This window comes from Paenibacillus sp. MMO-58, from assembly GCF_037146255.1.
Lineage (GTDB): Bacteria > Bacillota > Bacilli > Paenibacillales > Paenibacillaceae > Pristimantibacillus.
Genome location: NZ_JBBCVY010000002.1, coordinates 1,014,169 through 1,027,784 on the forward strand (window position 1 = coordinate 1,014,169; position 13,616 = coordinate 1,027,784).

Sequence of the window (13,616 nt, forward strand, 5' to 3'; positions counted from 1 at the left end):
ACTCCTTTCCACAATTAATTAAGATTGGTTGGCTTGAAACAAGATCGAGCCGACAATATGGTCGTCTACGATCGAAAAGGACTTAGGAATGTCCATCTGATATGCATTCCGGAAATAGGTGCATATTTTCGCCCCATGGTGACCGGGATACTTAGGCGGATGGGAAGCCTTGCGGATATGCTGTTTGCTCAGAAGCCGTTCATACAGCTCTTCGATTCGTTCTGCCATTGCGGGGAGAGACCATTGCTTGAGGCCCCAGCTGTGTCCGTTCTTGGCTAAACGGTTGCGAAGCGGCTTGTTCTCGATCAACAATTGCAGGCAGCGCGACAGCTCGCCGCTATCCCCCGCTCTTGCCATCAGACCGGTCTGACCGTGCTGAACCATCTCCGGAATGCCTCCGGCATCCGAAACGAGTATCGGCTTGCTCGCAAGCTGAGCTTCCATGACGGCATACGGCTGGTTGTCATTCAAGCTCGGAAGGACGATGATATCCGATTGCCGCATTAACGAAGGCACGTCATTCCTGCTTCCCGCAAATACAACATAAGGCGATAAGCCGAGTTCAAGCGCTTTGATCTCCAGCTCTGCCCGGAGATTGCCGTCGCCAACAAACAGACATCTCCAATCGTTTCTGGATTGTTTGAGCAGGTGCAGGGCATCCAACAAGCTGCTGTGTCCTTTTACTTTATCCAGGCGGGCTGGACATAAAATATTGCAGTTGTCTTTTGGTAGCTTGAAAGAATTTCTTTCTTTTGTGCGCTGCAAAAAATGCTCGATGTTCATTCCGTAAGGTACGACCTCCATATGGTCACCGGGCACCAAGTAACTGCCAAGCGTCCGATGCAGCCAGTTGGTCGGTACAACGGCCAAATCGCTCGAGGTAGCCCCATAATATTCTCTGGCGCAAGCATACTTCCAAATTGAATCGGAAGGTGCTCGGCCCTCCAGGGAAACCCAGAAATCGGTAGCGAGGCACCCGTGTATCGTATTGATCAAAGGAACGCCATTCGGCTTGATTTGCCATAAGGCACGCGAGGAAATGACGTCTTGCGCGTGGATGATATCATAACCCCGAAGGCCCAAATACGAAGCCGCCAGCGCATAAGAGCAAAACTCGATTTCCTGGTCCACGATCCAAGGGTCGATCGGAATCGGCTGCGAGGCGTACACCGCTTTTATTTCTTTTTCAATTAAAGGTCTAAACAATTTTTTCTCAACTCTGCGGCCGGTATTCACGATATAGTAGCTGCTATCGTCCGGATGTCTCGCTAGTATGTCTACTTCATGGCCGAGCTTCTCCAGACTCGCTTTCAGATCCTGAATATATACCCATACCCCGCCTACATGCGGAATCAGCCAATACGTTGCTATAAGAATTTTCATAGGCTGTCAGCACGCTTCGATGCTATCGTTTTCTCGTAAAGAAGAATAGTCCTGTTAATCATCGTTTGTAACGACCAATTGCGAAGACCATGATATCTCGCTTGATTGGCCAACTTCTTTCTTTGGTCTTCATCACTTAGCAGTTGATTCAAGCCCCTGCATAACAGATTCGCCTTCCCGTTTGGAAAAAGGACGCCCGTCTTTCCATTGTCAATCATTTCGGGTATTCCCCCTGTGTCTGAAGCTATGATGGGTTTTCCAGCCACCTGCGCTTCCATTACGACAAACGGCAAATTGTCATGAATGCTTGGCAGAACAATCACATCCGCTTCTTGCAGCAGCAGCGCCATGTTATTTTGGTGACCAAGAAAGCTTACCTGTTGACCTAACCCCAATTGGCTTACCGATTGTTCCAGCTGGCTGCGCATGGGACCGTCCCCCGCCAACCAGCAAATCCAATCCGAACGGGTTTCTTTTAGCTTAGACAAAGCTTGCAGCAGCACTTGATGGCCTTTCACAGGATCGAGACGCGCGGGACATAGGATTAATTTCATGCCGTTTTTATTTAAGGCAGGCGTATAAAGGGCGGATTGATGGAGGAATTTCATCGTATCGAAGCCATAAGGAATAACGGCTGCCGAGGAATTTGTTCGGCCGGGTTTGACGTCATATTGCCGCTTAAGCCACCCGGAAGGAAAGATAACCCGGTCAGCTGCTAGTCTTCCGTAATGATCAAGCGCTTTCGCCCATTCCCAGGATAAGGAGCGCTTCGAGACAACACCCTGATGCATCCATTCCGCGGCCAGGTCTCCGTGAAGAGTTAACAGCAGCGGGATATGGGTCGGTTTCACTTCATGGGCGCCTATCGCGGATATGACATCCTGCGCGTGGATGAGATCGTAATCGTTCAATCTGAAATGGGATAACGCTTGACGGAAAGCGATGCGCTCGCTTTCCATATCAGCCAGCCAAGCGTCAAAGGAAGGCATCTTTATATTGTATCTCGTACCGATCTGCCGCTTTACCGCCGCTGAAACCAAAGGTTTGTCAATGGTTCTCCCCTTGTCTACAATGTGGTATTTCATTCCCGTATCGTTGTGGGAGATAATATCCACATCATGCCCAAGGTCTTCAAGTCCCTTCCTTAATGCCAGCGTATACGTGGAAACTCCACCGGAATAAGGAATACACCAATAAGAAACAAGGGCAATCTTCATTCCGCTTCCCTCCTCCGGCTAGACTGTCTCTAGGCTGATACGCTGGCGGTACCATTCAATCGTTTTAATAAGTCCTTGCTCCAGCGACACGGACGGGCTGTAACCTAGTATAGTCTCCGCCCGGGTCAAGTCGGGCTCGCGGGCCGGCATATCCTCGTAACCCGGACCGTAAGCCTCCGCATAGGATTTGAGTATAACCGGCGACGTAGAACGGCTCAGCTGGATAATCAGCTGCGCAAGCTGAGTGATCGTCACGGAATGAGTCGAGCCGACATTAAATGCCAGACCGTCTGCCTCCGGGCTAAGCGCCGCGATCGTTCCGCTTACAGTATCGTCCACAAAGGTGAAGCATCTCCGCTGCGTACCGCTCCCGTATACTTCAAGTGGTTCTCCTTTTAATGCGGCGGTAATGAATCTGGCTACGACCCCTCCATATTGAGAGTTTGTTTGTCTAGGTCCGTAGGCATTGAAATAACGGAGCACCGTTACCGGAAGTCCTTTCGCCGCATACGCAAAGCACATATGCTCGTCAATGGATTTGGCCGTTGCGTAACTCCAGCGATGAATCGAAGGCGCACCGTATACGCGGTCCGACATCTCGTTAAACGGCAGCTTCTCGTTTTTTCCGTAGATCTCCGAGGTCGACGCAAATATAACCTTCGTGCGGCTTGGATAAGCCAGCTCAAGTATATTTCGGGTCCCGTCAATGTTGCCTTCAATGACCTTGATTGGATCTTCTACCGTATTTTTCACTCCAAGCACGGCTGCCAGATGATAGACCGTATCCGCTTGATTCATGCATTTCTTCACTAGCTTCCGGTCCAGTACCGACCCTTCTATAAGCCTATGACGAGGATGATTGGATAAGTGAGCGAGAAACTCGCGTCTTCCGTTCGAGAAATCGTCCAATGTCGTGACGGTGTGTCCTGCCGCCAACAAGCTTTCCACAAGATGAGAGCCAATGAACCCTGCCCCGCCTGTTACTAATATTTTCAAGAAATTCCCTCCTTAAATTAGGATCACGTTATTCCGGTCCGCAAGTTTGCCGGTTGCATTCCTCGTATCTAGGACAATAGGGGTATGAGTGACAATAAGCTCGTATGGAATATTAGAATGATCCGTCAGAATGACGGTGCAATCGTAATTTTTCATATTCCTTGCAGTAAGCGGAAGCGAATGGAGGGTTGTTCCTCCGACTTGAAGCTCGTTAACGTAGGGATCGAAAAACCCGACATGGACGCCTTCTTGCAGCAATTGTTCAATAATAGGCAAAGCGATGGACTCGCGCATATCGTTAACGTCTTTTTTATACGTGACTCCAATAATCAGCACGCTGCTGCCCTTCAGCTCTTTAGGCTTCAGAATTTTGGAAACTCGCCCAACAATATAGGCGGGCATACTCTCGTTCACATGCGAGCTAAGCTCGATGAAGGGCATGTCGATCTGATGCTCTCTCGCCTTCCAGAGCAAATACAAGGGATCAACCGGTATGCAATGTCCGCCAATTCCAGGACCGGGATAATATTTGGTAAATCCGAACGGTTTTGTCCCTGCTGCCTCAATAACTTCCCAGAGATTGATATCCAGCTCCTCGCATAGCTTAAGAAGACTGTTCATAAAAGAAATGTTCAGGAATCGCTGGCAGTTTTCCAGCAGCTTCGTCATCTCCGCGGCGCGAGGGGAAGAGACGACCACCACCTTCTCAAATGCGGTACCATAGACTTCCTTGGCGTACGAAGTGCTTGCCGGATTCACTCCGCCTACTACCTTCGGAATTTGCGACAGCTCCCAATGCGATCCGGGATCGATTCGTTCCGGCGAATAAGCTAGCAGAAGATCCTTCCCGACCTCCAGTCCCGTGCTCTCCAGAAGCGGCTTCAGGATTTCCTCGCTGGTTCCCGGGAAGGTGGAGCTCTCTAGGGCTACAAGCTGCCCTCTTCGCAGATGAGGAAGTATGCAGCGTGTAGCGTTTATCACAAATCTCAAGTCCGGCTGCATATGCTCGTCAAGCGGTGTCGGAACGCACAAAATAATGACATCCGCCTTCTCTATCACTTCAAACGAATGGCTGACATGAAAGTTTTTTCCGCTGAATAGCTCTCGAATATCGTTTCTCTTATAGTCGGATAAATAGGATTGACGTTTCTGCAGCATTTGAATCTTGCGAATATCGGTATCGATTCCGTATACCGTATTCCCCTTCTCTACGAACAGTTTCGCGAGCGGCAATCCGACATACCCCAGGCCGATTATGGCAATTTTATATTTATGGGCAAGCTCCAATCTCTTTCAACTCCTTCGATTCATCTTCTAGCATGATACGCAAATGAATCAGAGAAGCATTGGATTAACGTCTAAAGGCTATGAAAATAGTAGTTTATCCCGAATTTTCGGACTAAAAGAGATAAGTGCCTTGCTTTGTCGATTATTGTTGGAAATCTATCTTTTATACAAGCTGCTTAATAGGGAAATGCCCGTCCGAAAATACGGGTGAAATAGGTTCATGTACGTTAACAATACTTTGGTTGAATCATATACTAATGGGACGACGGACCAATCGGAGGACAAAACATGCGAATCTTAATCACTTGCATGTGGGCACTGCCGCATGCCGGCGGCGTTAATACCTATGTCAATCAACTGGTCAAGGGATTACAAGGTGCCGGACATGAAGTTGATATATTTTCCTCAACACCGGATGCGCAAGGCTTCTATATTCCAAGCAGAAATTTATTGATAGAGAAGAGTAGGCTAGCACCTCTCATTGCCCACCAAACGGAGCTTTATTTGAATCAACTGCTGCCTGATATCGATCCCTGGATCAAACAAGCAGAGGTTGATAGATTGTGCATGGAAGCGGCCGCTTTGTATTTTGGGCTAAACGAATACGATGTCATACACGCGCAGGACATCGTAAGCGCACACGCGATTGCGCGCGTTAAGCCTGCACATATCCCGCTTGTCACTACCATTCATGGTTGTCTGACAAAGGAATGGTTTGTTAAATTGAAAGAAATGGGCATGACCGACCAAAATATAAACTCTCCCTTGTGGCATTATTCGTCCTTGCGGGAGTATCTTGGCGCAACGGTTAGCGATGTAACGATTTCTCCTTCGCTTTGGTTAAAAAACGAGCTGGTTAATGATTTTGCCGTTCCCGAAGAACGCGTGACGGTCAGTCATTATGGGTTTGATATCGCGGAATTTCAAAATAAAATGCTAAGAGAACCAAAGACGGTTAAACCCCTTGCCGAAAAGGTATTTATATGCCCCGCCCGCTTCGATATCGTCAAAGGACATTCCACTCTCATTCATGCCTTAGCCAAGCTAAAGGAAGTACGCTCCGACTGGGTATGCTGGCTGGTCGGGGACGGTTTCCTGCGCGAGGATTTAATTGAGCTGACCAATCAGCTTGGCCTCTCGAATCATATTCTATTCTGGGGACACCGGGAGGACGTGCCCGAAATGATGCAGCAAGCTGACTTTGTCGTGTTGCCCAGCATGCAGGACAATCAGCCGTTTGCGATCATTGAAGCTCAAATTGCGGGTAAACCGGTCATCACCTCTGATGCCGGAGGCATTCCGGAAATGGTTACCCATCTTCAGAACGGGCTGGTATCCCGCTTGGGAGACCCGGAGCAGCTTTATTCATGCCTTCGAACAGCCCTGGAGGAGCCGGAGCTGTTAAGCGTGATGGCCGAACAAGCGAAAGCGTGGGGACATCATCATTGGTCATTGTCTACGATGATCTCACGGGTTCTGGAGCTGTATGAGTTCGCGCGGAGTAAACATGAGGAGGAGCGTCTTGCCTTTGAGGCTCAATCTGGGGAACAAGCCATCTCAATGCCAGAGGAGGAGCGCAAATGGGTTTCATCAAGAAAAAGAAAACGGACAGCTCGAAAAACAAAAAAATATCGAAAAAAATTAAGAGGTTTAAAAAGATAAAAACGGCAAAAAAGCCGTTTAAGAAACGAAGAAGGAAGCATATGCCGGCTGCAATTGAAACGCTAAACCTCTCGCCTCTCTTTGCTTCTCCTCTCGATCCAAACTTTATCCTTTCAAAAACGGATGAAGAGGTTTGGAGACGTATTCTGAAAGCTCAGCCCAAAGACTACGTCCTCCCTGATACCTTTACCTTTCAAAGGCTTAAGCAATTCATTCCGCCGATCATAGCACCTGAATCAGAGGAAACGATATCGCAATGAAAAAGAGCGGGCCGTTCATAAGCAAACGACCCGCTCTTTCTATTGTTCCCGCTCCTGCCGCTCCTGCCGCTCCTGCGGCTTGTATAATTCCTGTTCCTTGTGATGCAAGTGTTGTCCGTAATTTTCTATCTTGGAGTCCAGCCGCTCCAGCGTCTTTGTCATTTCTTCGATCCGGAGACGGAGCTGCTCCCGCTGCTCGATAAGCAGCTCTTTCCTCGCCTCCGTCGTATGATCGCCCTGCTGGAACAGATTAACGTATTCGATCAAAGCTTCAATAGGAAGACCGGCACATCTCATGCATTTTATAAATTCAACCCATTTGAGATTATCCTCGGTATATTCCCGAATGCCATTGTTATTACGGTTAACGGTCGGAATTAATCCAATTCGTTCATAGTAACGGAGAGTATCCTGCGACAGGTCGTACCTGGCGCTTACTTCGGTCATTCTCATACGGATTGTCTCCCTCCTATCAATAATCAATATAACAATAGTTTACATCGTTGACATATCGATGACAAACCGGTAACGGACATCGCTGCGCAGTACGCGTTGGTAAGCTTCATCCACCTGATCGGCGTTAATCCGCTCGATTTGCGGCTTAATGCCATGCTCCGCCGAGAAGTCGAGCATCTCCTGCGTCTCGCGGATGCCGCCCACAAGCGAGCCGGCAAGGCTGCGGCGCTGCATAATGAGAGAGAAGGCTTGATAAGAATCGGGTTCGGAAGGCGCACCGACGTTAACCAGCGTACCGTCAACACGGAGCATGGAGAGATAAGCATCCACATTCAGATTGGCGGACACGGTATTCAAGATCAGATCAAACCGATTAGCCAGCTCTTTGAACGTATTCGGATTGCTTGTTGCGTAATAATGATCCGCTCCAAACGCAATGGCTTCTTCCTTTTTGTTCATCGATTGGCTCAGAACGGTTACTTCCGCTCCCAGGGCATGCGCGTATTGCACCGCCAGATGACCAAGGCCGCCCATGCCAACGATAGCAATCTTTTTACCTGGGCCCGCATTCCAATGCTTCAAAGGAGAGTACGTTGTAATACCCGCGCATAAAAGCGGACTTGCAACGTCAAGCTCCAGGCTGTCCGGAACTCGGACAACAAATCGCTCCGTAACAACAATCTTCTGGCTGTAACCGCCATAAGTCGGCTGCCCTTCATAGTCGAGGGAGTTATAAGTGCTGACTACGCCTCTCGTACAGAACTGCTCCTCGCCTTGCATGCAATATTCGCATTCGCCGCAGGAATCTACAAAGCAGCCTACCCCAACACGGTCTCCAACAGCGAATTTCGTAACCTCGGACCCCACTGCTTCCACGACACCGGCAATTTCATGACCGGGAACAAGCGGGAAGATTGCTTCGCCCCATTCTCCGAAAGCCGTATGAATATCAGAGTGGCAAATGCCGCTGAATTTAATATCAATGAGAACATCATCCGGACGTAAGTCTCTCCGTTCAATCGTTGTTTTTTCAAAAGGTGCTTTTGCGCTTGCAACACTAAGTACATGAGATTTACACATTATTTTCTCTGCTCCTTTTATCTATGGAATGAAGAACACAATCGAAGTATACATGCTGGAGTGAGCTCCAAGTCAACACCTTTACTTAAACAGCAAAAAGAGCCGTTCCTCTTGGAACGGCTCCCCTCATTATAAATTGGCGTATACGATATTTCTCAGCCGCGGATGGATATAAGGCTCCTGGTTGTTCAGCAAATGCTGGGCATACATAACGGTCAGCTGTGAATCCGGATCCATAATCGCCATGCAGCCTGCGGCACCGCTCCAGCCGAATTCCCCCAGCGGACTAAGCGATCCGCTTTGCGCTTTGGACACATGCGTTCTGACGCCTAATCCGTAGCCGTAGCCTTTTAACTGTTCCCAGTTATAATCCCCGCGCATACGGTCGGTCAAATGATCCGTCCGCATCAGATCGATCATCGCCGGCGACAAAATACGTACGCCATCCGGGCTTGTTCCCTTATTGGTGAGAGCATTCAAGAATAACGCGTAGTCGCTTACGGTAGAGAGCAGCCCCGCGCCGCCGCTTTCGTGATCCGTGCCAAGCCGGTAGCCGTTACCGTCTTTGCGGACCGGTCTGCCCAATTCATCCTTGAATTCGTATTGCGGAAGGATGCGGCTTTGCTGCTCCTCGGAAAGATCAAACGCCGTATCCTTCATTCCCAAAGGTTCCGTAATCTCCTCGCGGATGTAAGCGCCGAAACGCCGGCCGTCCACAACCTCTGTCAATGCCGCAAGCAGATCATGGCATAAGCTGTAGTTCCAGCGGGTGCCCGGCTCGAATAGAAGCGGTTCCTTGGCTAAGGCCTCCGCAAAAGCGCGAGTCGGCACCTTTCCTTGCGTTTGATCTGCAACTTCCTTCAAGGAAGGAGAACCAATATCATAAGAAAAGCCGGCCGTCATCGTAAACAGATCACGAACGAGAATCGGTTTCTTTGCTCTTTCGATCTCAAGCTTGCCGTCCGGAAGACGCTTGCGGAGGTTCATATCCGCGTATTCGGGAAGGTAAGCGGACAGCGGATCGTTCAGCAGCATTTTACCCTGCTCCACAAGCCGGAGAGCCGCCACGCAGGTCATTATCTTCGTCATGGAATAGATGTTAATGATACGTCCCTCTTCAATAAGAGTCTCTTCCTCCAGATTGGAGAATCCGCTTCGATAACGGAATACCGTTTCATTGCGGTGAATGACCATTACCTCCGCCCATGGAATGCGCCAGGAGGTCAATCGGTCGATAAATTCGGTCAAAGCTTTCATGAGTGCACTTCCATTCTATGAAATAAGTTTCTATTCGTAATCCATAACAACCATCTGATGGCATTCCAGTTCAGGTACGGTATAAGCAACTGCGCCATCGTTGCTGCTGAACGGCAGCGGAGTCATTTGCGGCGCCAGATAGACCTGCTTCACCGGACTGGCAGTCCGGATTGCAACCTGAACGTTGCGGAGCGGAATAATATCCTCGATGACTTCCACCCCGTCGCCTCTTCTTACCGGCGAAGCATACAGGAGATGATTAACAAGGCGATTCCCTTCCTTCTGCTCCTGAAGGGTAACTATGCCCTGCGCTGGCAGATTGGTTTGAAGCGTCTTGCCCGGAAGCAGGCGATCCAGCGCGTACAGAACGGCTTCCTTCAGAATCAGGCTGCCTTTCTTCGCGTAATCCTCAAACACGTTCCAGGCGATGTAGATTCCGCTGCCGCTCTCCACCATGCCGGGGCCTCCGTTATTGTGGCTGCTTGGCGTATGCTGATGGGAGCAGAACGCAAACGCATCCCTGTTAAAGTACGGGTCTTCGCGCCTGCCGAGCTCGGTTCCCCCGTTAAGCTCAATCTTTTGCCCCTGGGAATAAAAGATGAAGGAGGCCTCCTTTAAGCTCTTTAACGCAAAGCCCGGACGGAAGTAGTCGGGTTTGTAAGGGTTCACTCCCAGGTACCGTGCACCGAAGTCAATGGCAAACTCTTCTCCTGCCGGATCAAGCCCGGACCAGCCCGTGGCGAGAAGCTTTCCGCCTTGCAGAAGGTACATCTCCAGCTTGCCGCGCAGAGAATCGTCAACCGCTACGTAGTCCGGCAATATCAATACCTTATAGGCGCTAAAATCATGCTCCTTGTCGATGACGTCAAACAGGATTTTCCCTTCAAGCAGCATCCGCACGGCTCCTGCATCGGAGGCTCCTTTGGACTGCCCATCCCGCGCTTTCTCATGGACGCCAACGGCTTCAAGCGACAGAAGAGCCACATCGGCGACATTTGTGGTGTCCACGCACCAGGCTTCTTTGCTTTCGACCTCGCTATAAGCGGCGCCAATTAGCGTATAGGTCGCTTTATCCATGTAACCGTCCGGATGCAGCTGATCCCCGATGGAGCATTTCGCCCCATTGGCTATGCTGAGCGCCGCTTCGTAACGAAGGGCGTTTGGATGCTTATAGCCGCCAAATTCTCCCCAGGACGTATGGAATTTCCCCGTCATGCCAAGGAAATCAACGCCAAGGGTTTGGGCGTATCTGGCCGACAGAGGGAAATGATCGTAACCCCAGCCGCCCGTCGGCAGCGATTCCAGCTCCAGATGGGTGTTCATCATGGCCAAGTCACGGCGGCCCCGCTTAATATGTCCGCCATTGTGGAAGATTGGCAGCCCCGGCTTAACCGATTCCACCGTTTCCTTCACCCCTGCCGTATAGTTGGCATACGTCCTCTCCCATAAACTCCGCATGGCTTGCTCATCCCTTGGATCCATGCCTTCCCGCCTTGCGCTCTCGAGACAGTTATGGCAATAGCATTTGCGTACGCCTACAATATCGAGGAATACGCCATCCGCATCGTACCGCGACACTACCTCGCGAATCTGCGCGAGAAGAATATCGAGATACGGGGAGTTCATGCAAAATTGATGATAACCCGGCTCCAAAAAGCCTTTTACCCATCCGGTCGTATCGTTCTCGTCGCGGATCAGCCATTCCGGATGCCGTCTGGCGAGCTTCTCGTCAAGTCCGGCAGACAAGTAGACCGGAGTCTTGACGCCAATCTCATGCGCGGCCTCGATCTGGGCCGCAAGCAGATCAAAGCTAAGACCCGGGTGGATCTCGTTTGCTTCCGAAGGATGATAAGCCCAGCCGTGATGGCATTTGGAGAATACGGTAATGGAATCGACATGGCCTAGCTGCAGCATCTCCTGAAACTGTTTTTTGTCAAACCGTTGACCAATGGGGGTGATAGCCTCTGAGGTATGGAAATCAAGATGGACCTGGCGAAAACGCATAAGTTGTCATCCTTTCCGGTTCGTTTACTTTAACTATATAAGTTCCGCGTTTGACCGGACAGGTTCATTAACGACTTTTTATAGCACATTTTCTACCTAACGGGTAATGGCCGTGATACAATCGGGTAAGCGATTACAACGCAAAGGAGCCGTCGCCATGCATTGCCTGGAACTTATCATCCCTCCGCTTCCGCAGCTATTAACGATCGGTCATTCCTTCTGGACGCCGGGACAGCAGCATGTGGCAAGATCGTTTAACGTATACGACATGCTGTTTGTTCTGAAGGGAACCTTGTATATGACCGAAGACGATGTCCCTTACGAGATTAAGGAAGGCACCATGCTTGTGCTGGAGCCGAACCGCATGCATATCGGGCATCGCCCGTGCGAGGAAATAACCGAAATCTACTGGATCCATTTCGCTCATCCCGCCCCGGTCCGTACGATGGACAGCGGGCAGATCTCTTGGTCGATTCCTTTCACCAAAGGGACCGTAGACGACCTTACTCCCCATCGGCAGGTCATGTACTTACCGAAATTCACGAATATACGCGCCACCGATGTTCTGCCGTTCCTGCAGCAGATGCTGGAGCTCCACCACACCTTGTCGCCTGCAAGCTCCTTGCCGCTTCAGACGCTGTTAGCCGGTCTGTTTGTTGAACTGCAGACAGCGGTAAGCAGCCAATTCGCTCCCCGGTCCAGGCTGCTCTGCGATCAGACGATCGCTTATTTGCAGCAGCATCTGACCCGCCCGTTCGACGCGAAGCATATGGAGCAGACCCTGCATTTCCATTTCGACTATCTCGCCCGCTGCCTGAAGAAATATACGGGGATGAGCCCGCTGCAATATTTGCATAACCTGCAGATCAAAAAAGCTAAAACGCTGCTTGAGAGCACCGAGCATTCCGTATCCGAGATCGGCCAGCAAGTCGGGATTGAGAACGCGAATTACTTCATAAGGCTGTTCCGCAAACAAGCGGGCATGACACCCGGGCAATACCGTTCCGTCAGAATCGGCCGGGTATGACCCGGTCCGGCTATTTGGCGGCATAATGCAGCGCCGAACGGTAGTCCAGAGGCGTCATTCCTTTGTGTTTCTTGAACAGCTTGCAGAAATAAGGAGCGCTTAGCCGGCCAACCTCATGAGCGATCTGCTGCACCGGCAGGTCGGAGCTTCCGAGAAGCACGCATGCCTCGCGCAATCGTCTGGCCGTCACATAATCCGTCAGTGATACTCCCGTATATTGCTTAAATAGATGAGAGACGTAATAAGAGGACAAATGCAGCTCTTCTGCAAGCAGCTCCAGACTGAAGGGCTGCCGGAAATGACGCTCGATCCAATCCATCATCGCTTCAATATGGACGGTTTTCGCAGCGGACCATTCTTCCGGAGACAGCTCCGGCTGAGCAATGACAGACAGCTGAAGATAACGCAGCAAGGAAATCAGCAGCAGGATTTGGGCCTCCTGCTCCTCCCCGCTCTCCCTCATCGCTTGTACCTGGCATTCCATAATGGACATCAGTTGATTTTCCGAAAAGGCGAACTTAGGCGCGGGCAGCACTCCCCGGGTCAAGTAACGGAAAAAGGATAACAGCTTCGGAAACGGCGCCAGATAAGGCTCCAGAAACCGGGGATCAAAGGTCAGATTGGTTCGGACATAGCGGGCGCTCTTCCGCCCCGGAATTTCCAGCTTGTGCAGCTGATACGGCTGAAAGCAGAACAAAGAACCCCCTTCAAGCTCGTAGCTGTTGCCCTCCACCTCCACAATCCCGTGACCCTCATGAATAAAAAGCAATTCAAAACCTTGATGGGCATGAAAACGGAGAAAATGCTCCTCCGTCCATTCATCCCGGAAAGCGAGAAAAAAGCCGCTTTGCCCCGGTGCTACGTACTCGATGCGAGAAGCCAATTGTATCTCTCCCCCAAAGATAGAATCGCAATTTAGTTATATCTTAGCACAACAGAGAATAATTCGTCCGACTATATAATGAAGGCATCTTGATAATAACCCGG

12 protein-coding genes are annotated in these 13,616 nt (G+C 50.3%); 3 read left to right on the plus strand and 9 right to left on the minus strand.

The genetic code is table 11. The annotated features are described in order from the left end of the window. Positions 1–18: 18 nt before the first annotated feature. Genes WFJ73_RS10275 through WFJ73_RS10290 form a run of 4 tightly spaced genes read right to left on the minus strand, consistent with a single transcriptional unit; the run spans position 19 to position 4,883 of the window. On the minus strand, positions 19–1,383 hold the full coding sequence (locus WFJ73_RS10275; protein ID WP_336772932.1) for a glycosyltransferase family 4 protein: 1,365 nt from the start codon (positions 1,381–1,383) through the stop codon (positions 19–21). Further along, complete coding sequence (locus tag WFJ73_RS10280; RefSeq protein ID WP_336772933.1) at positions 1,380–2,600, minus strand: glycosyltransferase family 4 protein; 1,221 nt, start codon at positions 2,598–2,600, stop codon at positions 1,380–1,382. Before WFJ73_RS10280 ends, WFJ73_RS10275 begins: the two co-directional genes overlap by 4 nt. An 18-nt stretch (positions 2,601–2,618) precedes the next feature. After that, entirely contained in the window at positions 2,619–3,596 is a 978-nt protein-coding gene (locus WFJ73_RS10285) for an NAD-dependent epimerase/dehydratase family protein (RefSeq protein WP_336772934.1), read from the minus strand. A 12-nt stretch (positions 3,597–3,608) separates the two neighbouring features. Beyond that, positions 3,609–4,883 (minus strand): nucleotide sugar dehydrogenase, encoded by a 1,275-nt coding sequence (locus WFJ73_RS10290; protein ID WP_336772935.1) that lies wholly within the window; start codon positions 4,881–4,883, stop codon positions 3,609–3,611. Between the two features lie 288 nt (positions 4,884–5,171). On the opposite strand from WFJ73_RS10290, the gene WFJ73_RS10295 reads away from it, so the two are divergent. Both WFJ73_RS10295 and WFJ73_RS10300 read left to right on the plus strand, forming a co-directional pair. Continuing rightward, positions 5,172–6,545: a glycosyltransferase family 4 protein gene (locus tag WFJ73_RS10295; RefSeq protein WP_336772936.1), complete on the plus strand. Its 1,374-nt coding sequence runs from the start codon at positions 5,172–5,174 to the stop codon at positions 6,543–6,545. Further along, a complete protein-coding gene (locus WFJ73_RS10300; RefSeq protein ID WP_336772937.1) occupies positions 6,464–6,805 on the plus strand; it encodes a hypothetical protein in 342 nt (113 codons plus the stop codon). The genes WFJ73_RS10295 and WFJ73_RS10300 overlap by 82 nt, the downstream gene beginning before the upstream one ends. 39 nt (positions 6,806–6,844) lie before the next feature. On the opposite strand, the gene WFJ73_RS10305 is transcribed toward WFJ73_RS10300, so the two are convergent. The 4 genes from WFJ73_RS10305 to WFJ73_RS10320 all read right to left on the minus strand — a co-directional run bounded on the left by WFJ73_RS10305 (position 6,845) and on the right by WFJ73_RS10320 (position 11,602). Continuing rightward, positions 6,845–7,258 (minus strand): MerR family transcriptional regulator, encoded by a 414-nt coding sequence (locus WFJ73_RS10305; protein ID WP_336772938.1) that lies wholly within the window; start codon positions 7,256–7,258, stop codon positions 6,845–6,847. A 42-nt stretch (positions 7,259–7,300) separates the two neighbouring features. Next, complete coding sequence (locus WFJ73_RS10310) at positions 7,301–8,341, minus strand: NAD(P)-dependent alcohol dehydrogenase (protein WP_336772939.1); 1,041 nt, start codon at positions 8,339–8,341, stop codon at positions 7,301–7,303. A 129-nt stretch (positions 8,342–8,470) separates the two neighbouring features. Then, positions 8,471–9,598: a serine hydrolase domain-containing protein gene (locus WFJ73_RS10315; protein ID WP_336772940.1), complete on the minus strand. Its 1,128-nt coding sequence runs from the start codon at positions 9,596–9,598 to the stop codon at positions 8,471–8,473. 30 nt (positions 9,599–9,628) lie between these two features. Beyond that, positions 9,629–11,602: a beta-galactosidase trimerization domain-containing protein gene (locus WFJ73_RS10320; RefSeq protein WP_336772941.1), complete on the minus strand. Its 1,974-nt coding sequence runs from the start codon at positions 11,600–11,602 to the stop codon at positions 9,629–9,631. Positions 11,603–11,759: 157 nt separating this feature from the next. Between WFJ73_RS10320 and WFJ73_RS10325 the strand changes: the two genes are divergently transcribed. Then, complete coding sequence (locus WFJ73_RS10325; protein ID WP_336772942.1) at positions 11,760–12,629, plus strand: helix-turn-helix transcriptional regulator; 870 nt, start codon at positions 11,760–11,762, stop codon at positions 12,627–12,629. Positions 12,630–12,639: 10 nt separating this feature from the next. Here the strand turns inward: WFJ73_RS10325 and WFJ73_RS10330 are convergent, their stop codons facing one another. Further along, the gene (locus WFJ73_RS10330) at positions 12,640–13,512 is read right to left on the minus strand and encodes an AraC family transcriptional regulator (RefSeq protein WP_336772943.1); all 873 of its coding nucleotides are present in this window, start codon (positions 13,510–13,512) and stop codon (positions 12,640–12,642) included. Positions 13,513–13,616 lie beyond the last annotated feature (104 nt).